Annotated in this window: 19 protein-coding genes; 10 read left to right on the top strand and 9 right to left on the bottom strand. The window is 71.3% G+C overall.

Annotation, left to right across the window (positions count from 1 at the left end; translation table 11 throughout):
- Positions 1 to 73: 73 nt before the first annotated feature.
- Positions 74 to 598: a DUF4245 domain-containing protein gene (locus AOQ37_RS03140; RefSeq protein ID WP_062640831.1), complete on the bottom strand. Its 525-nt coding sequence runs from the start codon at positions 596 to 598 to the stop codon at positions 74 to 76.
- 130 nt (positions 599 to 728) lie between these two features.
- Between AOQ37_RS03140 and glpX the strand changes: the two genes are divergently transcribed.
- On the top strand, positions 729 to 1,763 hold the full coding sequence (gene glpX, locus AOQ37_RS03135) for a class II fructose-bisphosphatase (protein ID WP_062640829.1): 1,035 nt from the start codon (positions 729 to 731) through the stop codon (positions 1,761 to 1,763).
- A gap of 70 nt (positions 1,764 to 1,833) precedes the next feature.
- On the opposite strand, the gene AOQ37_RS03130 is transcribed toward glpX, so the two are convergent.
- Positions 1,834 to 2,211: a WhiB family transcriptional regulator gene (locus tag AOQ37_RS03130; protein ID WP_028806547.1), complete on the bottom strand. Its 378-nt coding sequence runs from the start codon at positions 2,209 to 2,211 to the stop codon at positions 1,834 to 1,836.
- A 228-nt stretch (positions 2,212 to 2,439) separates the two neighbouring features.
- The gene (locus AOQ37_RS03125; protein WP_062640828.1) at positions 2,440 to 3,126 is read right to left on the bottom strand and encodes a DUF1707 SHOCT-like domain-containing protein; all 687 of its coding nucleotides are present in this window, start codon (positions 3,124 to 3,126) and stop codon (positions 2,440 to 2,442) included.
- Between the two features lie 213 nt (positions 3,127 to 3,339).
- On the opposite strand from AOQ37_RS03125, the gene AOQ37_RS03120 reads away from it, so the two are divergent.
- From AOQ37_RS03120 to AOQ37_RS03105, 4 genes are all read left to right on the top strand, one after another.
- On the top strand, positions 3,340 to 5,007 hold the full coding sequence (locus AOQ37_RS03120) for a fumarate hydratase (RefSeq protein WP_062641419.1): 1,668 nt from the start codon (positions 3,340 to 3,342) through the stop codon (positions 5,005 to 5,007).
- Positions 5,008 to 5,154: 147 nt separating this feature from the next.
- Entirely contained in the window at positions 5,155 to 6,540 is a 1,386-nt protein-coding gene (locus AOQ37_RS03115; RefSeq protein ID WP_062640826.1) for a class II fumarate hydratase, read from the top strand.
- Between the two features lie 83 nt (positions 6,541 to 6,623).
- Entirely contained in the window at positions 6,624 to 7,316 is a 693-nt protein-coding gene (gene fomD / locus AOQ37_RS03110; protein ID WP_062640824.1) for a cytidylyl-2-hydroxypropylphosphonate hydrolase, read from the top strand.
- Positions 7,317 to 7,632: 316 nt separating this feature from the next.
- On the top strand, positions 7,633 to 9,783 hold the full coding sequence (locus AOQ37_RS03105; protein ID WP_078889954.1) for a SpoIIE family protein phosphatase: 2,151 nt from the start codon (positions 7,633 to 7,635) through the stop codon (positions 9,781 to 9,783).
- 123 nt (positions 9,784 to 9,906) lie between these two features.
- On the opposite strand, the gene AOQ37_RS03100 is transcribed toward AOQ37_RS03105, so the two are convergent.
- Complete coding sequence (locus tag AOQ37_RS03100) at positions 9,907 to 12,351, bottom strand: transglycosylase domain-containing protein (protein WP_062640819.1); 2,445 nt, start codon at positions 12,349 to 12,351, stop codon at positions 9,907 to 9,909.
- A 279-nt stretch (positions 12,352 to 12,630) separates the two neighbouring features.
- On the opposite strand from AOQ37_RS03100, the gene AOQ37_RS03095 reads away from it, so the two are divergent.
- From AOQ37_RS03095 to AOQ37_RS03075, 5 genes are all read left to right on the top strand, one after another.
- Complete coding sequence (locus AOQ37_RS03095; RefSeq protein WP_062640817.1) at positions 12,631 to 13,599, top strand: SPFH domain-containing protein; 969 nt, start codon at positions 12,631 to 12,633, stop codon at positions 13,597 to 13,599.
- Positions 13,596 to 13,853 carry a type II toxin-antitoxin system antitoxin gene (locus AOQ37_RS03090; protein ID WP_062640816.1) on the top strand — a complete coding sequence of 86 codons (258 nt, stop codon included), beginning with the start codon at positions 13,596 to 13,598 and terminating at the stop codon, positions 13,851 to 13,853. Before AOQ37_RS03095 ends, AOQ37_RS03090 begins: the two co-directional genes overlap by 4 nt.
- A 294-nt stretch (positions 13,854 to 14,147) precedes the next feature.
- Positions 14,148 to 14,672: a PadR family transcriptional regulator gene (locus AOQ37_RS03085; protein ID WP_062640813.1), complete on the top strand. Its 525-nt coding sequence runs from the start codon at positions 14,148 to 14,150 to the stop codon at positions 14,670 to 14,672.
- Entirely contained in the window at positions 14,669 to 15,358 is a 690-nt protein-coding gene (locus AOQ37_RS03080; protein WP_062640811.1) for an ABC transporter ATP-binding protein, read from the top strand. The genes AOQ37_RS03085 and AOQ37_RS03080 overlap by 4 nt, the downstream gene beginning before the upstream one ends.
- Positions 15,355 to 17,697, top strand: coding sequence for an ABC transporter permease (locus AOQ37_RS03075; RefSeq protein ID WP_062640809.1), 2,343 nt, complete (start codon positions 15,355 to 15,357; stop codon positions 17,695 to 17,697). The genes AOQ37_RS03080 and AOQ37_RS03075 overlap by 4 nt, the downstream gene beginning before the upstream one ends.
- Before the next feature lie 147 nt (positions 17,698 to 17,844).
- Here AOQ37_RS03075 and AOQ37_RS03070 read toward each other — a convergent pair whose 3' ends face one another.
- From AOQ37_RS03070 to AOQ37_RS03050, 5 genes are all read right to left on the bottom strand, one after another.
- Positions 17,845 to 18,273, bottom strand: a complete 429-nt coding sequence (locus AOQ37_RS03070) for a hypothetical protein (RefSeq protein WP_028806553.1) — start codon at positions 18,271 to 18,273, stop codon at positions 17,845 to 17,847.
- A 4-nt stretch (positions 18,274 to 18,277) separates the two neighbouring features.
- The gene (locus AOQ37_RS03065; protein WP_062640808.1) at positions 18,278 to 18,682 is read right to left on the bottom strand and encodes a roadblock/LC7 domain-containing protein; all 405 of its coding nucleotides are present in this window, start codon (positions 18,680 to 18,682) and stop codon (positions 18,278 to 18,280) included.
- A 101-nt stretch (positions 18,683 to 18,783) separates the two neighbouring features.
- Complete coding sequence (locus AOQ37_RS03060) at positions 18,784 to 19,683, bottom strand: hypothetical protein (RefSeq protein WP_062640806.1); 900 nt, start codon at positions 19,681 to 19,683, stop codon at positions 18,784 to 18,786.
- 189 nt (positions 19,684 to 19,872) lie between these two features.
- Positions 19,873 to 21,282: an AI-2E family transporter gene (locus AOQ37_RS03055; protein ID WP_062640804.1), complete on the bottom strand. Its 1,410-nt coding sequence runs from the start codon at positions 21,280 to 21,282 to the stop codon at positions 19,873 to 19,875.
- Positions 21,283 to 21,424: 142 nt separating this feature from the next.
- Positions 21,425 to 22,147: an aggregation-promoting factor C-terminal-like domain-containing protein gene (locus AOQ37_RS03050; protein ID WP_062640802.1), complete on the bottom strand. Its 723-nt coding sequence runs from the start codon at positions 22,145 to 22,147 to the stop codon at positions 21,425 to 21,427.
- Positions 22,148 to 22,200 lie beyond the last annotated feature (53 nt).

The following is a 22,200-nucleotide window of genomic DNA, read 5'->3' as shown; positions in this document are numbered from 1 at the left end:
CAGGGACCCCCAGACGCACCCGGACGCCCCCGGAACGCCCTCAGGGCTTCCTCGGGACGCCCTCGGGACGTCCTCAGGCCAGCTTCAGCGCCCCGGCCATCGTCGACAGCTGCGCGAAGGAGCCGGTGCCCGCGACCACGGTCGTGGAGCCCGCCGTGTCCTGGAGGACGAGCGCGTCGTAGCGGCCGCCGGTGTAGCGGGTCCAGGTGCGGCCGCCGATCTGCTCGGTGACCTTGGTGGCCTTCGAGCCCTGGCTGGCCTCCTTGACGAACTCCGCGCGCTGCTGAGTGGACTGCTCGACCGCCACGTACTCCCCGTCGGGAGCGTGGAAGCCGAGGTGCCAGGCGTCGAATTCGTCGCCCCGGAACCGCACCGAGGTCGCCTTCCAGGTGTCGGGCAGGCCCTCGGGCGCGGCCACCGGGTACGTGGCCGCGCGGCGCGCCGTGAGGAGTTCGACGCGGTAGTCGACCTGCTGGACCTCGCGGGGGTGATCGTCGTGCGGGATGAAGAGGTATATGACCCACGCCGCGATCATGATCACCCCGAGGGAGAGGATCATGTCGCGGGCCGTCTTCTGCTTTCCGTTCGAACCTGCCACGCCCCCTATCGTCGCAGGTGCCTGAGGCGCTCATCCGTGGGGTCCCCTGCTCATTTTGTCGGACTGACGATAGAGTCGGGTTCGAACCCTCATCCGGCCGTCGTCGTATCAGTCAGAAAGGTGCGCTCCGATGACCGAGCATCATCACTTGCCGTCCGAACTCGATGTCCCCTCCGAGGCCCCGGACCGCAACCTCGCCCTGGAACTCGTCCGGGTGACCGAAGCCGCCGCCATGGCCGCGGGCCGCTGGGTGGGACGCGGTGACAAGAACGGCGCCGACGGTGCCGCGGTGCGCGCCATGCGGACCCTCGTCTCCACCGTGTCGATGAACGGCGTCGTCGTCATCGGCGAGGGCGAGAAGGACGAAGCCCCGATGCTCTTCAACGGCGAGCGCGTCGGTGACGGGACCGGGCCCGAGGTCGACATCGCCGTCGACCCGATCGACGGCACCACGCTGACGGCCAAGGGCATGCCGAACGCGATCGCCGTCCTCGCGGCCACCGAGCGGGGCGCGATGTTCGACCCGTCGGCCGTCTTCTACATGGACAAGCTGGTCACCGGCCCCGAGGCGGCGGACTTCGTCGACATCGACGCGCCCGTGGCCGTGAACATCCGGCGGGTCGCCAAGGCCAAGCGGGCCACGCCCGAGGACGTCACCGTCGTCATCCTGGACCGCCCTCGGCACGAGGGGATCATCAACGAGATCCGGGAGACCGGGGCGCGGATCAAGCTGATCTCCGACGGCGATGTCGCCGGCTCGATCCTGGCCCTGCGCGAGGGCACCGGCGTCGACCTGCTGCTCGGCATCGGTGGCACCCCCGAGGGCATCATCTCGGCCTGTGCCGTGAAGTGCCTGGGCGGTGTCATCCAGGGCAAGCTGTGGCCCAAGGACGCCGAGGAGCGGCAGCGGGCCCTCGACGCGGGCCACGACCTCGACCGCGTGCTGACCACCGAGGACCTGGTGACCGGCGAGAACGTGTTCTTCGTCGCCACCGGCATCACCGACGGTGAGCTGCTGCGGGGCGTCAGGTACCGGTCGGAGACCGCGACCACCGACTCGATCGTGATGCGGTCGAAGTCCGGGACGGTCCGGCGGATCGACTCCGAGCACCGGCTGAGCAAGCTGCGGGCCTACAGCGCGGTCGACTTCGACCGGGCCAAGTAACCCCCGTAGTCCGTGAGAGGGGCACCCCCGGTGCGGTGGGGGTGCCCCTTTCGCGTGCCCCGAGGACCGCTCAGCCCGCGGCCGCTATGCGGCCCGCCGACTGTGCCGCCTTCTTCAGTTCCACGTCGCGGCGGCGGCGCCGGGCGAGGGCCACCCGGCGTTCGGCGGCGGTGAGCCCGCCCCAGACGCCGTAGGGCTCGGGCTGGAGCAGCGCGTGTTCGCGGCACTCGACCATGACGGGACAGCGCGCGCAGACCCGCTTCGCGGCTTCCTCACGGGAGAGCCGGGCGGCCGTGGGTTCCTTGGAGGGGGCGAAGAACAGGCCTGCCTCGTCGCGTCGGCACACCGCCTCGGTATGCCAGGGGGCGTCTTGGTCCCTGTCGCGCGCTGGTACCCGCTGGGCCGGAACAGCGGCGACCTGCACGGGCGAATGCGGCGGTTGCAGCACGGGTCTACTCCTGACGACGGCTTCGCGAGCGAGAGACGATGCAGCAAGGCCTACCCGCTGTGCGCGTGCCTATGCACTGAGTCCCCGACGCCATGCCCACCGGGTCCCCCGCGGACAGCCCCTGACGCGCCCGGGCCCGGGACCCGGCCGGGAACTCGGCCTGGGCCCCGCCACTTCGGTTCGCGGACGTGCCGCGGGCCCGCGGAGGGCTTCGCTACCGCCGGCGGTTCAACGGTCCAGGTGTCTGCGCAGGCTCCGGTCGAGCTTGTGATGTACCCGGTCGAGGATGTCCGCGACGAGCTTGCCCCGCTTGGGCCGGCCCTCGATGCTGCCCAGCACCGCCCAGCCGTCGACGTAGACCACCGGGGCGTCCGACTGGGGCGAATCGAGCGCGTCCACCTCGAAGTTGCCCAGCACCGCGCCGCCGGTGCCGCGCAGCGAGACGTTCTCCGGGACGCGGACCTCGACACTGCCGAAGACCGAGATCGCCTTGATCACGACCTGCTGGTACTCGAAGAGTGCCTCGGTGAGGTCGATCTCGACGGTGCCGAAGACCGCGTAGGCGTGGATACGGCGGCCCGCGCGCCAGCGGCCCCGGCGGACGGCGCTGCTGAAGACCGCGACCACGTTGTCGTCGGGGTCGACGGGGATCGCGCCCGCGGTGGGCCGGCTGGGGGCGACGGAGGGGGCCGCACGCCGCTCGTGCGCGGCGGGCAGGTCCCGGACGAAGACCTCCAGCTCGCCGACCGTCTTGGCGGCCAGCACGCCCTCGACGCGCTCCGCGTGCTCGTCGGCGGTCAGCCGGCCCTCACCGAGGGCCTCGCGGAGCATGTCGGCGATACGGTCACGGTCGGCGTCCGAGGCGCGCAACTCCGCGGCCGGCGCGGGGGCGGCGGTCTGCTTGTGAAGGTCCACGGCAGTAGCGTACCCATACACGATAGATCGCGATAGCCCCACCTCCGCACCGGCAGGGCGACGACGGGCACCAGGGGGGCGTCGGCAGGCGCCGGCCCGCCGCCGACGAACTGAGCCTTACCTCACAAGCTCGCCGCCCGCGGCAGGTTCTACGCTGGTGAGCGCCCGCCGATGGAGGCGGGCCCGCTGTCTGTCGAGTGAGGAATGGGCGAGATGCCTGAGTTCGCGTACACCGATCTGCTTCCCATGGGCGAGGACACCACCCCCTACCGGCTGGTGACCGCCGAGGGTGTCTCCACCTTCGAGGCCGACGGACGGACGTTCCTCAAGGTGGAGCCGGAGGCGCTGCGCAAGCTCGCCGAGGAGGCCATCCACGACATCCAGCACTATCTGCGCCCGGCCCACCTCGCGCAGCTGCGCCGCATCATCGACGACCCGGAGGCCTCCGGCAACGACAAGTTCGTCGCGCTGGACCTGCTGAAGAACGCGAACATCGCGGCCGCGGGCGTGCTCCCCATGTGCCAGGACACCGGCACGGCGATCGTCATGGGCAAGCGCGGACAGAACGTGCTCACCGAGGGCGGCGACGAGGCGGCGCTGAGCCGCGGCATCTACGACGCGTACCTCAACCTCAACCTGCGTTACTCGCAGATGGCCCCGCTGACCATGTGGGACGAGAAGAACACCGGGTCCAACCTCCCGGCCCAGATCGAGCTGTACGCGACCGACGGCGGTGCCTACAAGTTCCTGTTCATGGCCAAGGGCGGCGGCTCGGCCAACAAGAGCTTCCTCTACCAGGAGACGAAGGCCGTCCTGAACGAGGCCTCCATGATGAAGTTCCTGGAGGAGAAGATCCGTTCGCTCGGCACGGCCGCCTGCCCGCCGTACCACCTGGCGATCGTCGTCGGCGGCACCTCGGCCGAGTACGCGCTGAAGACCGCGAAGTACGCCTCCGCGCACTACCTGGACGAGATCCCGGCCGAGGGTTCGCCGCTCGGGCACGGCTTCCGGGACAAGGAGCTCGAGGAGAAGGTCTTCGAGCTGACGCAGCGGATCGGCATCGGCGCGCAGTTCGGCGGCAAGTACTTCTGCCACGACGTGCGGGTGGTCCGCCTGCCCCGGCACGGCGCCTCGTGCCCCGTCGCCATCGCCGTCTCCTGCTCCGCCGACCGGCAGGCCGTCGCGAAGATCACCGCCGAGGGCGTCTTCCTGGAGCAGCTGGAGACGGACCCGGCGCGCTTCCTGCCCGAGACGACGGACGAGCACCTCGACGAGGCCTCGGACGTGGTGAGGATCGACCTGAACCAGCCGATGGACGAGATCCTCGCCGAGCTGACGAAGTACCCGGTCAAGACCCGGCTCTCGCTCACCGGCCCGCTGGTCGTGGCCCGCGACATCGCGCACGCCAAGATCAAGGAACGTCTCGACGCGGGCGAGGACATGCCGCAGTACCTGAAGGACCACCCGGTGTACTACGCGGGGCCGGCCAAGACCCCCGAGGGCTACGCGTCGGGCTCCTTCGGCCCGACGACGGCCGGTCGCATGGACTCCTACGTCGAGCAGTTCCAGGCCGCCGGCGGCTCCAAGGTCATGCTCGCCAAGGGCAACCGCAGCAAGCAGGTCACCGACGCGTGCGGCACGCACGGCGGCTTCTACCTCGGCTCCATCGGCGGTCCGGCCGCCCGGCTGGCCCAGGACTGCATCAAGAAGGTCGAGGTCGTCGAGTACGAGGAGCTCGGCATGGAGGCCGTCTGGAAGATCGAGGTCGAGGACTTCCCGGCCTTCGTCGTCGTCGACGACAAGGGCAACGACTTCTTCCAGGACCCGGCGCCCGCCCCGACGTTCACGTCCATCCCGGTGCGGGGTCCCGGGCTGGGATAGTGCCACCGGGGGTGGCGGCGGGCGATGTCGCCCTCCGCCGCCCCTGCCCGTCGCCTCCCGGAGGTCCGCGCGGCGGACCGGCTCGGGAATTACGCCGGACGGCCGAGCGCGCGGAACATCCGCGCCGTCCCGATCGCTGTACCGGGCATGAGCGATTACCGGATCGAGCACGACTCCATGGGTGAGGTACGCGTCCCGGCGGAAGCCAAGTGGCGGGCCCAGACACAGCGCGCCGTCGAGAACTTCCCCGTCTCGGGGCAGCGCATCGAGCGTGCGCACATCGAGGCGCTGGCGCGGATCAAGGGCGCCGCGGCGAAGGTGAACGCGCGGCTCGGAGTGGTCGACAAGGACATCGCCGACGCCATCCAGGAGGCGGCAGCGGAGGTCGCCGAGGGCCGGTGGGACGAGCACTTCCCGGTGGACGTGTTCCAGACCGGGTCCGGGACCTCGTCCAACATGAACACCAACGAGGTGGTAGCCACGCTCGCCACCGAGCGCCTGGGCCGGGCCGTGCACCCCAACGACCACGTCAACGCCTCGCAGTCCTCCAACGACGTCTTCCCCTCGTCGCTCCACATCGCGGCCACCGCCGCCGTCACCCGCGACCTGATCCCCGCGCTGGAGCATCTGGCCGCGGCCCTGGAGCGCAAGTCCGCGGAGTTCGCCGACGTGGTGAAGGCGGGGCGGACGCATCTGATGGACGCCACGCCGGTGACGCTGGGTCAGGAGTTCGGCGGGTACGCCGCCCAGGTGCGCTACGGCGTGGAGCGGCTGAACGCCTCGCTCCCCCGGCTCGCCGAGCTGCCGCTGGGCGGTACCGCGGTCGGCACCGGCATCAACACGCCCCCCGGCTTCTCCGCCGCCGTCATCGAGGAGGTCGCCCGTTCCACCGGGCTGCCGCTGACCGAGGCGCGCGACCACTTCGAGGCACAGGGCGCGCGGGACGGCGTCGTCGAGACCAGCGGTCAGCTGCGGACCATCGCCGTGGGCCTCACCAAGATCGCCAACGATCTGCGGTGGATGGCCTCCGGCCCGCGCACCGGCCTCGCGGAGATCTCGCTGCCCGACCTCCAGCCCGGCTCCTCGATCATGCCCGGCAAGGTCAACCCGGTGATCCCGGAGGCCGTACTGATGGTCGCCGCACAGGTCGTGGGGAACGACGCGACCGTCGCCACGGCGGGCGCGGCGGGCAACTTCGAGCTCAACGTCATGCTGCCGGTGATCGCCAAGAACGTGCTGGAGTCGATCCGGCTGCTCGCCAACGTGTCCCGGCTGCTCGCCGACCGGACCGTCGACGGCGTGGTCGCGCACCGCGAGCGCGCCCGGGAGTACGCCGAGTCCTCGCCGTCCGTGGTCACGCCGCTGAACAAGTACATCGGGTACGAGGAGGCCGCGAAGGTCGCCAAGAAGGCGCTCGCGGAGCGCCGGACGATCCGCCAGGTGGTGCTGGACGGCGGGTACGTGGAGCGCGGCGATCTGACGGTCGAACAGCTCGACGAGGCCCTGGATGTCCTGCGGATGACACACCCGTAAACCCTGGTGGGCTTTCGCGCCCCGGCGCGAGAACCGTGACGCGCGCCGCAGCGTCGTATGCCCATGGCACCTAATATCTGTGCATGGCAGACGGTGGAGCGGTGAGACGCGTGGGAACTGGCGGTGCGGCGGGCTTCTGGGAGCCGGGGAGCCGGATCCTGTGGCGCTACCGGGAGAACGGCGGGGTGAACGTCCACATCGCCCGTCCGGTCACCGTCGTGCGGGACGACGAGGAGCTGCTCGCCGTCTGGCTGGCCCCGGGCACCGAGTGCGTCAAGCCGGTGCTCGCCGACGGCACCCCGCCGCATCAGGAGCCGCTGCGCACCCGGTACACCAAGCCGCGTACCGTCGCACGGGGTCACTGGCTGGGCACCGGGGTGCTGAAGGTGGCCCGGCCGGGTGAGCCGTGGTCGGTGTGGCTGTTCTGGGACCAGGGCTGGCAGTTCAAGAACTGGTACGTCAACCTGGAGACACCGTTGGCCCGTTGGGACGGCGGTGTGGACTCCGAGGACCACTTCCTGGACATCTGCGTCTACCCGGACCGCAGTTGGGGTCTGCGTGACGAGGACGAGTTCGCGCAGGCCCAGCAGGACGGACTGATGGACCGGGCGGTCGCCGAGCAGGTGAGGGAGGCGGGCAGCAGGGCGGTGGAGGTGATCCGCGCGTGGGGGCCTCCGTTCAGCGAGGGCTGGCAGCACTGGCGCCCGGATCCCTCCTGGGCCGTACCGTTGCTGCCGGAGGACTGGGACCGTACGCCCGCGCACATGTCCACATGAGACCCTTGATGCGCCCCCGGGCAAGAAACGTAGGATCGTCCTCCGCAAGGCACGCTGGCAGTAACTCCCGGAGCAGACGCCGGGTCTGACCGAACGTCACCGAGGGGCGGCAGCAAGTGAGCGAGGGGTACGAGGGCAACACCGGCGGAACGCTCGACGTCGGCCCCCGGGGCCACGCGCGGTCCACCGGTGGCACAGGAACAACCTCTGACCACGCGGGAATTCCGTTCCGGGGGCACGTATTCCGGGTATCGGGTTTCCTGCGGGACCAACTGCGCGCGCGGCGCGCAGCCCCGGACGGACGGATTCGACACGCGTGACGGAGCAGCCCACCTCCTACGAACGCCCCCAGGGCGTCGACCCCACGGACCCCCGTGGGGCACTGCTGCATACCCAGGCGCAGGCGCCGGGCCCCTCGGCCTTACCGCCCGACGCCCCGGGTACGACGACGCCGCGCGGCAAGGGCGGAAAGGGTGGCATGGGCGGCCAGGGAGCCACCGGAAGGGACGCGGCCGGCCCGGAGGCCGGTGCCGGCACCGAGCACTCCCAGCCGTCGGCGTCCGACGAGGCGATGGGAGCGCCTCCCGCGCGGGCCAAGCCCGGCGTGGGGGACCACCGGCCGCGCCCGGCTCCCGAGTCCATCCCGGCCCAGCCGGGCACCGACGCGCGCCCCGAGCGGGGTCCGGACGGGCAGGACCGGCGGGCCGGAGGGGCACTGACGCCCGGCCGTCCCACCCCGATGCGGCGGGACGGCGACCGGCTGCGCTTCGTGGGCGCCGCGACCCGGCGGATCGCCCGCGGCCTGGACCTCGACGAGATCGTGATGGGGCTGTGCCGGGCCACCGTGCCGACCTTCTCCGACGCGATCCTCGTCTATCTGCGCGATCCGCTGCCCGTGGGCGACGAGCGGCCCGCGGCGGACCGCATCATGCTGCGGCTGCGGCGCACCGACCGCATCCCGGAGGAACGGGACACCGAGACCGGCTTCGCGGCGCTGGCCCTGCCGCCCCCGGAGCCGGGAGAGCTGACCGCCGAGCTGTCGGCGGCGGTCGCCGAGCTGTGCGAGGTGCGGCCGGGCGGGGCGCTGGCGGAGGTGCTGCGCGGGGTGCGTCCGGTGTTCGCCGACCACCCGGCCGCACGCGCGGCGCTGCCCGAACTGCTGGGCGAGGACAGCACCTTGGCCATCCCGAGCGGTCAGCGGGCCGTCCTGGCCCCGCTGCGGGGCCGTCGCCGGGTGATCGGCGCCGCGGTCTTCCTGCGCCGCCCGGAGCGCATCCCGTTCGAGAACGACGACCTGCTGGTGGCCGCCCAGCTCGCCACCCACAGCGCCCTGGGCATCGACAAGGCGGTGCTGTACGACCGTGAGGCGTACATCGCCGACGAACTCCAGCGCACGATGCTGCCGGAGACCCTGCCCCGCCCCACGGGCGTGCGGCTCGCCTCCCGGTACCTGCCCGCGGCCGAGACCGCGCGGGTGGGCGGCGACTGGTACGACGCCATCCCGCTGCCGGGCAGCCGGGTGGCGCTGGTGGTGGGCGACGTCATGGGGCACTCCATGACGTCGGCGGCCATCATGGGGCAGCTGCGGACGACGGCCCAGACCCTCGCCGGTCTCGACCTGCCGCCGCAGGAGGTGCTGCACCATCTCGACGAGCAGGCCCAGCGGCTGGGCACCGACCGCATGGCGACCTGCCTGTACGCCGTCTACGACCCGGTGTCGCATCGCATCACCATCGCCAACGCGGGTCATCCGCCGCCCATCCTGCTGCACCTGGGCGGCCGGGCCGAGGTGCTGCGGGTGCCGCCGGGCGCCCCGATCGGCGTGGGCGGGGTCGACTTCGAGGCGGTGGAGCTCGACGCACCGGCCGGGGCGACGCTGCTGCTGTACACCGACGGCCTGGTGGAGTCCCGGCTGCGGGACGTGGCGACCGGCATAGAGCAGCTGCGGGAGAAGCTCGCCGCGACCGCCCAGCTGACCGGTCCGGACCATCCGCCGCCGCTCGAGGCCCTGTGCGACGAGGTGCTCGACATGCTCGGCCCGGGCGACCGGGACGACGACATCGCGCTGCTCGCCGCCCGCTTCGACGGGATCGCGCCGAGCGACGTGGCGTACTGGTTCCTCGAACCGGAGGACGCGGCTCCCGGCCGGGCCCGCCGGCTGGCCCGGCGGGCGCTGTCCCGCTGGGGGATGGAGGACATGACCGACTCCGTCGAGCTGCTGGTCAGTGAGGTCGTCACGAACGCGGTGCGGTACGCCTCGCGGCCGGTGACCCTGCGGCTGTTGCGGACCGATGTGCTGCGCTGCGAGGTCGGCGACGACGTGCCGCAGCTGCCCCGGCTGCGGCAGGCCCGGGCGACCGACGAGGGCGGCCGCGGGCTCTACCTGGTGAACCGGCTGGCCCGGCGCTGGGGGGCCACCCGGCTCAGCACCGGCAAGGTGGTCTGGTTCGAGTTGAACCGGAGCTGAGCGAGCGCGGGAAGTGAACAGGGAGGGCGCCCGGAGATCTCCGGGCGCCCTCCCTGTTCACTTCCCGCCGCCGGCGGCCGCCGACCGGCCCCTGTGCCGGTCGGCGACGGCCGCTACCGGCGGCTACTGGCCGAAGAGCGGGTCCTCCGGGTCCTCCGAGCCGGTCGACGGGTCGTCCGTGCTCGGTTCCGTCGAGATGTCGCCCGTCGGTGTGCTGGACGGGGACGAACTCGGCTTCGACGACGAGGACGGGGACGAACTCGTCGACGGGGAGGAGGACGGTGACGTCTCGTCGCTCGGCGTCTCGGACGGCGAGGTGGACGGGGACGGGGACGTGGACGGGGACGGCGACGCGGTCTGCACCGCCGCGCCCTGGTCGGTGTCCAGGTCGAACTTGGTGACCTTGGTGGAGACACCGAAGGTGTACGCCGCCCAGATCTGCGCCGGGAAGCCACCACCGTTGACCCGGCCCGCGTCCGAGGACAGGCCGTTCGTCGCACCGGTCAGCGGCACCTGGGGGTGCGGGGCCTTCGCGGACTCGCCGAACAGGCCGACCGAGGTCACCAGGTCGGGGGTGTAGCCGGTGAACCAGGCCGACTTGTTGTTGTCGGACGTACCCGTCTTGCCCGCGACCTTCTGGCCCTTGCGCAGCGGGTTGTCCCGCACGGACTTCTTCGCCGTACCGTCGTCGACCACGCCGGTGAGCACCGAGGTGACAGAGTCGGCTGCCTCGCGGCTGATGACCTGCTCCCCGATGGGGGCGGAGTGCTTGAACGTCGGATGGGCGCTGTTCTCCGCCGACTTGATGAGCGCCGGGGTGACCTGCTTGCCGTGGTTGTCGAGGGTGGCGTAGACACCGGCCATCTGGAGCGGGCTCGCCCCCATGGTGCCCAGGGTCTGGGCGGGCACGGCCTTGAGGTCGGCGGTGTCCATGCCGAGGTTGGCCGCGACCTTCAGCACCTCGGGCATGCCGACGTCGACGCCCATCTGCGCGAAGACGGAGTTGATGGACTTGTTCAGCGCCGTCTGGACGGTGACGTCGCCGTAGTCCTGGTCGTCCTCGTTCTCCGGGGCGAAGCCGATGTCACTGCCGACGACCGGCCGCTTGCTGGTGCCGTCGTAGATCGTGTTCGCGGTGATCTCGTCGCCGTCCTGCGTCTTCGCGGCCTCGTCGAAGGCCGCGGCGAGGATGACCGGCTTGAAGGTCGAGGCGGGCTGGTAGTCGGTGCGGGTGGCGTTGTTGGTGTAGTGCTCGGTGTAGCTGGTACCGCCGTACATCGCCTCGACGGCGCCCGTCTTCGGGTTCACCGACACCGCTCCGGCCTGGACGTCACCGTCGACCGAGCGCTTCTTCTTGTCGAGCTTGCTGGTCAGCTGTTCCTTGACGGCCGTCTCCAGCGCCTTCTGCTTCTTCTTGTCGATGTTCAGCTCGATGTTCCAGCCGCCGCGCCTGACCAGCGCCATGCCCGACTCGTAGTCGTCGGCGACGCCCTGCGCCACCAGCTGCTTGGCCAGTTCGGTGTTGGCCGCGTCGACGAGATAGCCGATCTGGCCCTCCTTGCCGGGCGCCGCCTTGGGCTCCTTGGGCACCGGGAAGGTCATGGCGTCGCGCTTGCTCTTGTCCAGCCAGTCCTGCCCGACCATGTTGTCGAGGACGTAGTTCCAGCGGGCCGTCACCAGCTTCTTGCCGGTGTCGGTGGCGGAGGTCCAGTCGTACTGGCTGGGGGCCTGGAGGAGCGCGGCGAGGTAGGCGCCCTGTTCCACGCTGAGCTTGTCGGCGTCGACGCGGTAGTAGGCCTGGGCGGCCGCCTGGATGCCGTAGGCGCCGCGGCCGTAGTAGCTGGTGTTGATGTACCCGGCCAGGATGTAGTCCTTGTCCTTCTCCCGGTCCAGCTTGAGGGAGATGACCAGTTCCTTCAGCTTGCGCGTGACGGTCTGTTCCTGGGTCAGGTAGTAGTTCTTGACGTACTGCTGGGTGATCGTCGAACCGCCCTGCGCGCCCTTGCCCATGAGGGTGTTGAGGACACCGCGGGTGGTGCCCTTCAGGTCGACGCCGGCGTCCGTGTAGAAGGACTTGTTCTCGGCGGCGACGAAGGTGTGCTGGACCGCTTTGGGAATCTTCGCGAGGTCGACGTTCTCCCGGTTGACCTCGCCGTCGCGGGCCAGGATCGCGCCGTTGTCGTACTCGTAGACGTTGCTCTGGAGGTCGGCGTCGGGGTTGCCCTCGGGGATCGGCGTGCTCATGTACAGCCAGAGGAAGGCGCCGATGACGGCCACGGTCAGGCCGAGGAACGTGCCGAGGATCTTCTTCCAGGTGAAGATCCGGCGTATGAGGCTCTTGTCCTTCTTGCCGCCGGCCTTGCCCTTGGCGCCCCTGCCGCCCTTCTTCGCACCCCTGCGGGCGGCCGCGCGGCCGCCGGTCGCCGGAGCGGTGTCGGACTCGGCCTCGGCGGTCGCCACGGACTCCGCCCTCGTGGGGGCCGTCGAGTCCGACTCCGTCGAGCGGCCCCTGGGCGCCGCGCGGCGCCCACCGCGCTGTCGAGCTCGTCTCTCTTCCGCTCGTCCCATGAGTCCGCTCGCTCCGCTTCCTACTCGGCAGTCACACCAGTGCCCGGGGGCAGGGGCAGGTCAGCTCAGAAAGCTAACACCGCTGTCTATGACGAAGGGGCCTCGGCCCGGTCCGCACGGGGCGTGACAATCAGCACCCCCCGCGAGGGAACCACCCGGACATCCCCATCGAGTCCGACGTACGAGAGTGGCACAGGGTTGCCACAAGGAGCTAAAGTGATATCACTTAGATAGGCCGCTGATTACTGAATCAGCGGTGACGAGAAACGGGGACCAGCCATGCCCACTCACGACCCCTCGGCCACCACCGACGCCGCCGCGGGCGCCGGCACCGACACCGTCGACGTGCCCGACATGCCCGCCCCGCGCGTGAAGGAGTTCCCCGCGCACAGCGTGGCCGGCGGACTCGCGCTGCTGCTCGGTCTGGCCGGACTGCTGGCCGGCGCCGGGATGGTCGCCGCCGGCGCCCAGCTGGACGCGGCCGGCCCCAAGGCCGCGCTGATCACCGGTGGCATCCTGGTCGCCCTCGCCGCGTTCCTCGCGATGTGCGGACTGAACACGGTGTCGCCGGGCGAGGCCCGCGTGGTGCAGCTCTTCGGCCGCTACCGGGGCACCATCCGCGAGGACGGACTGCGCTGGGTGAACCCCTTCACCTCCCGCGAGAAGATCTCCACCCGGGTCCGTAACCACGAGACGGCCGTACTGAAGGTCAACGACGCCTACGGCAACCCGATCGAACTCGCCGCGGTCGTGGTGTGGAACGTGCGGGACACCGCGCAGGCCAGCTTCGAGGTGGACGACTTCCTGGAGTTCGTCGCCACCCAGACCGAGGCGGCCGTCCGGCACATCGCCATCGAGTACCCGTACGACTCGCACGACGAGGACGGCCTCTCGCTGCGCGGCAACGCCGAGGAAATCACCGAGAAGCTCGCCATAGAGCTGCACGCGCGCGTGGAGGCGGCCGGCGTCCGGATCATCGAGTCACGCTTCACCCACCTCGCGTACGCTCCCGAGATCGCCTCGGCGATGCTCCAGCGTCAGCAGGCGGGCGCCGTGGTCGCGGCGCGCCGGGAGATCGTGGACGGCGCCGTGGGCATGGTCGAGGCGGCGCTCCAGCGCATCGCCGAACAGGGCATCGTGGAGCTGGACGAGGAGCGGAAGGCGGCGATGGTGTCCAACCTGATGGTGGTGCTGTGCGGGGACCGGGCGCCCCAGCCGGTACTGAACACCGGGACCCTCTACCAGTGAGTGATCCCGCCGGGGGCCCGGCCCCCCAGCGTCGGCCGCAGCAGCGCAAGCAGGTGCTGCTGCGGCTGGATCCGCTGGTCCACGACGCACTGGCCCGCTGGGCCTCGGACGAACTGCGGTCGGCGAACGCGCAGATCGAGTTCCTGCTGCGCAAGGCGCTGAAGGAGGCCGGGCGGCTGCCCGGCGACACCGGGCCGCTGCCGCGTCGCGGCCGGCCCCCCGGCGGCTCCGCCTCCGGCCCCCCGCCGGCCTGACCACCGACTGCCGCACCCGGCCCACGGCCACGCTCACGGCCACAGCGCGCGGCGCATGCCCACGGCCCACGGCCCACGCTCACGGCCACAGCGCGCGGCGCATGCCCACGGCCCACGGCCCACGGCCCACGGCCCACGGCGAATGCTCCCGGCCCACGTGCGCGGCCCGGGAAGGGCGTCGGCCTGTGGCAGAACGGTGACAATCGGCCTCCACCTGCGCACTCCCACTCCCCGCCGTCACCTGTGCACAGCGCGTATACACACCGGGTATACACCGCATGTACAGTCCTTCCCATGTCCATCGGTCACACCCTCCTGGGACTCCTGGAGTCCGGGCCCCGCCACGGTTACGACCTCAAGCGGGCCTTCGACGAGAAGTTCGGTCACGACCGGCCGCTGCACTACGGCCAGGTCTACTCGACGATGTCGCGTCTGCTGAAGAACGGTCTCGTCGAGGTCGACGGCATCGAGGCGGGCGGCGGTCCCGAGCGCAAGCGGTACGCGATCACCGACGCCGGGATCACCGACGTCGAGCAGTGGCTCGCGACGCCCGAGAAGCCCGAGCCGTACCTCCAGTCGACGCTGTACACCAAGGTCGTCCTCGCGCTGCTGACCCACCGCGACGCCGCCGACATCCTCGACACCCAGCGTGCCGAGCACCTGCGCAGCATGCGCATCCTCACGGACCGCAAGCGCTCCGGCGACTTCGCCGACCAGCTGATCTGCGACCACGCCCTGTTCCACCTCGAGGCCGACCTGCGCTGGCTGGAGCTCGCCGCCGCCCGGCTCGACAAGCTGAAGGCCTCGGTGATCGCGTGAACGCCCCCGGGGGATCCCTGCTCGCCGCCGAGAACCTGCACAAGGCGTACGGGCCGACGATGGCGCTGGCCGGCGCCGAGTTCTCCATCCACCCCGGCGAGGTCGTCGCGGTGATGGGCCCGTCCGGGTCCGGCAAGTCGACGCTGCTGCACTGCCTCGCCGGTATCGTGACGCCCGACTCCGGTTCGATCATGTACGACGGCCGTGAGCTGGCGACGATGAGCGACGCCCGGCGCAGCGAGCTGCGGCGCTCCGAGTTCGGCTTCGTGTTCCAGTTCGGACAGCTCGTGCCGGAACTGACCTGCGTGGAGAACGTCGCGCTGCCGCTGCGGCTGAACGGCACCGCGCGCAAGCAGGCGGAGCGCACCGCGCTGGGCTGGATGGAGCGGCTGGAGGTCGACGACCTCGCCAGGAAGCGGCCCGGTGAGGTGTCCGGCGGCCAGGGCCAGCGGGTGGCCGTGGCGCGCTCGCTGGTCACCAGCCCGCGGGTGGTGTTCGCCGACGAGCCGACCGGCGCGCTGGACTCGCTCAACGGCGAACGCGTGATGGAACTGCTCACCGAGGCCGCGCGGTCGGCCAGCACGGCCGTCGTCCTCGTCACGCACGAGGCCCGGGTGGCGGCCTACTCCGACCGCGAGATAGTCGTCCGGGACGGGAAGTCACGGGACATGGAGCGGGTCGTATGAGTCCGCGGCAGTCGGCCAGGGACCTCGGCCTGGGGGTCCGGTTCGCCTTCGCGGGCGGGCGGGAGGGCTGGATACGGGCCGTCTTGACCGCGGTCGGCGTCGGGCTCGGCGTGGCGGTGCTGTTGCTGACGACGGCGGTGCCGAACGCGTTGTCCGTGCGACACGACCGGGAACAGGCGCGGCTGGACTGGCCGTTCGGCAGCGAGCAGCCGGCCGAGGGCGACGACACCCTGCTGGTGGCGAACGCCGACACGACGTTCCGTGACAAGGACGTACGCGGTCGGCTGGTGGAGCCGGAAGGAGCGCGCGCCCCGTTGCCGCCCGGCCTGAGCGAGTTCCCGGCCGAGGGCGAGATGGTGGTCTCGCCCGCGCTGAAGAAGCTGCTCGCCGCCGACGGCTCGGCGCTGCTGCGGGAGCGGATCCCGTACCGCGTCGTGGGGACCATCCAGGAGAGCGGGCTGGTCGGTTCCCAGGAACTCGCCTACTACTCGGGCGCCACCGGCATGGCCACGTACGCCGAGGGCGGGGGTGAGGCGACCCGGCTGAAGGAGTTCGGGAACCCGAACCCGTCGAAGGAGGAGACCGACCCGGTACTGCTCCTGCTGGTCCTCGTCGTCATCATCGTCCTGCTGATGCCGGTGGCCGTGTTCATCGCGGCGGCCGTGCGGTTCGGCGGGGAGCGGCGCGACCGCAGGCTCGCGGCCCTCCGGCTGATCGGTGCGGACGGCCGGATGACCCGGCGTATCGCGGCGGGCGAGGCGATGGCCGGGGCCCTGCTGGGCCTGGTCCTGGGCACGGTCTTCTTCCTCGTCGGCCGCCAGGTGGCCGGGTCGGTCGAGGTGATGGGCATCAGCGTGTGGCCCAGCTACGTCGACCCCTCCCCCGCGCTGGCCGCGCTGGTCGTCCTCGCGGTGCCGACGGCGGCGGTGCTGGTCACCCTCTTCGCCCTGCGCGGTGTGGTGATCGAACCGCTCGGCGTGGTGCGTACGGCGAAGCCCGCGCGGCGCCGGCTGTGGTGGCGGCTGCTGATGCCCCTGGGCGGCTTCGCGATGCTCTACCCGATGATCGGACAGGGACGGACGGACGGCGACTTCAACCAGTACCTGGTGAGCGGCGGCGTCGTGCTGATCCTGGTCGGCATCACCGCGCTGCTGCCGTGGCTCGTGGAGACGGTCGTCAGCCGGCTCGGCTCCGGTGGCGTGGCCTGGCAACTGGCGGTACGGCGGCTCCAGTTGAGCAGCGGTACGGCGGCCCGGATGGTCAACGGCATCGCGGTGGCGGTGGCCGGCGCGATCGCGCTCCAGATGCTGTTCGCCGGCGTGGACGGCGCCTACACCGAGCCCACCGGCCAGGACCTCACCCGGGCGCAGATGCAGGTCCGGGTGCCGGACGGCGCCCCGCTGGCCGCGACCGCCCGGAAGTTCGCCGACACCAAGGCCGTCAGCAAGGTCACGGCCCTGTGGGAGGGCTACCTGGGCGACACCTCCTGGCACACGGAGAACGGCCCGAACCTCTCCGCCGAGCTGACCGTGGGCGCCTGTCCGGCGCTGCGCGAGGTGGCGAAGCTGCCCTCGTGCAAGGACGGCGACATGTTCGTCCTCGACGGCGACGAGTACTCCGCCGACGGGCCCGAGCTGAACAAGCCCGGCAGGAAGCTGTACGTCGAGCCGTCCGGCTCCGGGGACACCGCGGACGTCGTCTGGACCGTCCCCCGGGGCATCACCGAGGCCGAGTCGGTCGAGGTCCTCACCGACTACAAGCGCGGCGGCTTCCTGATGACGCCGAGCGCGCTGCCGAAGGCCGCCGAGAAGCTGGTCAGCGGTCAGATCTACCTGTCGATCGACGAGTCCGTGCCCGACGCCTACGAGTACGCCCGCAACACGGCGTACCAGGTGGATCCGCTGGCCCAGCCGATGACCTGGTCGGCCACCCGGCAGGACACGAAGTTCACCACCATCCGCACCGGTCTGCTCGTCGGCTCGGCCTGTGTGCTGCTGCTGATCGGGGCGAGCCTGCTGGTCTCCCAGCTGGAGCAGCTGCGTGAGCGCCGCAAGCTGCTGTCGTCCCTGGTCGCCTTCGGCACCCGGCGGCGCACGCTGGGCCTGTCGGTGCTGTGGCAGACGGCGATCCCGATCGCGCTGGGTCTGCTGCTGGCCATGACGGTGGGGCTCACGCTGGGCGCGATCCTGCTGAAGATGACGGACACCCCGGTGGGCGTCGACTGGGCGAGCGTGCTGTCGATGGCGGGGTTCGGCGCGGCCGTCGTCCTGCTGGTGACGCTGCTGAGCCTGCCCCCGCTGCTCAAGCTGCTGCGGCCGGACGGTCTGCGCACGGAGTGAGCGGGCGGTGAGCATCCGCGACCCGCGGCACGGACGGTCCCTCCCCGGGCGGGGAGGGACCGTTCCGCGTCCGGAGACGGCTCAGAGCGGGTGCAGAGCGGGTGCAGAGCGGGTGCAGAGCGGGTGCAGAGCGGGTTCAGAGCGGGTTCAGAGCTGGTACTCCCGCACCACCCTGCGCACCTGGGCGAACAGCATCCCGACGTTGACGGACTTGCGGCAGACGACCACCGCGACGACGTCCTGCTGCTCGGTCATCCGCACGAACAGGTGGGTGAGGTTCTCGCTGTTGACGAGGATCTCCTGGAAGAAGTGGTTCTCGCTCTGGACCCCGCGCCGCTCCTTGAAGACGTCCTCGATCATCACGACCGTGCGGCCCTGGAACAGGTCGAGCGTCGCGCCCGCCAGCAGGTCGAGGACCTCGGGCGGATGGTTGTCGACGGTCTCGTAGGAGAGCAGCATGCCGGTGGACATGTCGACGACGCCGGAGGCGACGCAGTCGGGGGCATCCGTGCGCAGTGACTTGACCAGGCCCATCACCTGGTCGGAGAAACCTGGGGTCATACGTTTCGTCGCCATCCCTTCAGACTCCTTCGGCGGTCTTCACGGTCGTCCCGGTCCGGTCGGTGAGGATCAGATCGATGCGGCGCAGGGCGGGCTGGGTCGCCCGGTGCAGGCGCTCCACGTCCATGCCCTCGTCACCGAGTACGACCATCAGCGCGGTGTCTCCGACCGCGTAGAAAGCGGCGCAGCCGTGGCTGCCGTAGGCCACCGTGCGGTGCAGGGCGCCGCGGGCGGTCGCCTCCGCGGTGCGGCGGGCGAGGCCGAGTCCGGCCGCGGCGAGGGCGGCGAGGCCCTCCGGGTCGATGGAGTCGGCGGTGTCGGCGGCGATGAGCAGTCCGTCGGCCGCCGCCAGCGCCGTGTCGGTGATGCCGGTCACCTGCTCCCGCAGGCCGCGCATCTCCCGCGCGAGGGCTGTGTGGTCCATGAATGCAACTCCCCTGATCCTGATCGCATATGACCGTCTTTTTTTGTGGGGGTCTACTTCTTCGCGTGGGGTTCTCTGTCGCGGTTCTCTGCCGCGGGCCGCTATTTCGCCGTGGGGTTCCGCAGGCGGAAGAACTCCTTCCAGCCGGTGCCGGTGCCGGTGTCGTCCCGTTCCGTGGTGGTGAGCGCTTCGTTGATGCCGGTGGCGCCGGGACGGCGGCGCGGCAGGGCCGTCGCCTCCGGCACCGGCGGCTGCCGGGGCGGGGCCGGTTCACGGGGGCGTATGCCGTGCCCCTCGGGCGGCAGCCGGACGGGAATCGGCCGGGGCGCGTCCACGCACTCCAGCAGCCCCTCGCCCAGCATCCGGGACACCTCGACGGTGACGGTGTAGACCCCGCGCCCGGTACGGAAGGCGAGGTCCCGCGCGGTGCACCGGCCGTCGGCGTGGGCGAGCAGCTCGCGCTGGAGCACACCGAGCCGGCCGGCCGCGTAGGAGAGGGAGGCGGGCACCGGCCGTTCCCGGTCCGGGCGCACGGGGTAGGGCTGCTCCAGGAGCGCGGCGAGCTTGCGGGAGGCCACCTGGAGCAGCCGGGTGGGCGGCTCTCCCACGGCGACCGGAGCGGGCGGCGGCCCGGTCGCGGGACCCCGTTCACAGCCGTCCACACTGCCCGCGACGACCGCAAACACGGCGTCCTGGAGAGCCATCGCGCAGACCACCCGGAGCTGGGCGGCCCCCGCGTAGCCATGGGCGATCAGCCCGGCGGCCGGCCAGCGCGCGCCGCCCGACTCACGCACCAGCCCGGCCCACTCCTCGCCGCCGATCCGTCCGGAGCGCAGCAGCAGTGCCTCGGGGGCGGGCGCGCCCGGCGACTCGACCGCGACGACCAGCCCACCGTGCAGATGGAAAGTGCCGCCGGGCGAACCGAGGACGCGCACCTCCCCGGTGAAACCGTCCCGGCCGCACGCGGCAAGGTCGCGTGCCAGCGGTTCGTAGCCCGACATCACTCCCCTTGGACCTCTCGCACATACGCCTGACGCGTAGCGCTGAGGAGGGAATGTTTATCAGTCCGTGCGCATGTTCCAGCGAGGGATTTGCGACCTGCCCCCGACTGACGGAAGTTGCTCCGCCGATGGACTCAAATCGTGTGGTCGGGAGCTCATTTGACCGATTGAAAGGCCGTGGCCTTTCCCTCAGGGAGCCTTGTCCCGGGGCCCCTCGGACGACGCGGACGCCTCGGGCGCCCCGGACGACGCGGGGGCCGCGGGGGAGCCCGTCGCCGGAGCCGCCGGAGCCGCAACCGGTGCCACCCCCGCCGCCGTCGCACCCCTCGGCCGTGGCGCGTGCCGCAGGGCCTGTTCGCGGGAGTAGGTGTGCAGATAGCCCACCACCGTGTTCGTCACGGCCACCAGGGGCACCGCCACGATCGCGCCGCCGATGCCCGCCACCATGCCGCCCGCGGCGACCGACAGGACCACGGCCAGCGGGTGGACGCGTACCGCGCGGCCCAGGATGAACGGCTGGAGGATGTGGCCCTCGATCTGCTGCACGGCCAGCACGACCGCCAGGGTCATCACCGCGGTGAACACGCCCTGCGTGACCAGCGCGACCACGACCGCCAGCGCTCCGGAGGCGACCGCGCCGACCAGCGGGATGAAGGAGAACAGGAAGATGAAGACGGCCAGCGGGACGGCCATCGGCACATCGAGGAAGTAGATGCCGAGGCCGATGAAGATCGCGTCGATCAACGCGACTATCACCGTGCCGCGCACATACGCCGTGAGCGTCGCCCAGGCCCGCGGGCCCGCGCCCGCCACGCCCGGCCGGGCCGCGGCCGGGACCAGCTTGAGCGTCCACTCCCAGATGCGCTTGCCGTCGTAGAGCAGGAAGAGCGTCGAGAAGAACGCCAGGAGGATGCCGGTCAGCGCCTCCACGACGACGGTGACGCCTTCCAGGCCCGCCGAGGTGATCGAGTCGGTGTTGTCGCCGACGGCGTCCCGCAGGTTCTTGGCGATGCCGTTGATCTGCTTGTCGGTGACGTGGAAGGGGCTGTTGAGCAGCCAGCGGCGCAGGTCGTCGATGCCGTCCTGGACCTGGCCGGAGAGGTCGTCGATGTTCGCCATGACCTGCCAGGTCACGAACCAGCCCATCAGCCCGATGACGACGAACCCGAGGATCGCCGTCAGCGCGGTGGCCGCTCCGCCGGGCACTCCGGCCCGCTTCAGCCGGGCCACGGTGGGCTGAAGGAGGGCGGTCAGGAGCAGCGCGACCACGAAGGACATGACGACCAGCTGGACCGCGCTGATGGCCTTCATCAGGACCCAGACGGTCCCGGCGAGCACCAGCAGCCGCCAGCCCGCCTCGGCGGCGACCCGGACGCCCCACGGCACGGCCTGGGCGGGGTCGGGGCGCGGGGCGGGGGGCACGAGCTCCTCCGGGTGGGCCTCGGCGACCGCTACCGCGGTGTCGGCAGGCGTCGGCGCCGCTTCGGCGGCGTCCTCCCGGCGCTCCCGCTCGACCTCGGCACGCCGTTCGTCGAGCCGCTCACCCATCTCGCTCAGTCCGGCACCGAGCCGGCCGAGCCACCCTGGAACTCGCGACATGATCCGTCCTCTTCCCCCGTCTCTCCCCACCACTCCCCCTGGAGTCGTCGGTCCCGGCCGTACCGACCGTACAGGGCGAAAGCCCCTCACCCTAGGACGGGGAGGGGCTGCGCGGGGTTGAGCGGGCGACGGCGGTTCCGGCTCAGTAGGAGCCGTTGGCGAGCCAGTAGTCCCAGGCGTCGCAGGGGCTGCCGTAGCGCTCGTTCATATAGTTCAGGCCCCATTTGATCTGGGTGGCCGGGTTGGTCCGCCAGTCCGCGCCGGCGGACGACATCTTCGAGCCGGGGTAGGCCTGGACGAGGCCGTAGGCACCCGACGAGGGGTTGACCGCCTGGTAGTTCCAGGTGGACTCGTGGTCCACGATGTTGCTGAAGCACTGGAACTGCCCGCTGGGCACCATCTGGCGGGCGATCGCCTGGACTTCGGCGACGGTGTACGAGGCCTGCTGCGGGAAGCTGCCGGCCGACGAGGTCGAGGCGACCTCGGTGGTGGTGGCCTTGGTCCGGGCGGCCTCGGCCGCCTTGTCCTTGGCTTCCTGGGCGGCCTTCGCCTTGGCCACGGCGGCCTTCTGCTTGGCCACCGCGTCCTTGGCCGCCTGCTTACGGGCGGATTCCTCGGCCGTCTTCTTGGCGGTGGTGTCCGCGGCGATGGCCTGGACGTCGGCCTGCTGGGTCAGCGAGGCCGTCTGCACCTGGGCCTGCTGCCCTACGGGTAAGTCCGCGAGGAGCGTCGAGTCGCCCGCCGTCGCCTCGGCGTCGTCGTGCGGCTGGGCCACGCTGCCCTGGGCGACTCCCATGACGGCGCCGACAGTGGTGACCGCGGTGGCCGAGGCCACGGCGAATCCCCGGGCCGATATCCGGCTCACGCGGTCTCCTTCTGTTGTGCCGTCGGGTGGAGAACTGCACGACCAGGGCCGCA

Origin of the sequence: Streptomyces maremycinicus, from assembly GCF_001184025.1 — a bacterium.
Taxonomy (GTDB): Bacteria; Actinomycetota; Actinomycetes; order Streptomycetales; family Streptomycetaceae; genus Streptomyces; species Streptomyces maremycinicus.
The sequence above is the reverse complement of the archived record's forward strand: the minus strand, read 5'-3'. Positions and strand labels throughout refer to the sequence as shown.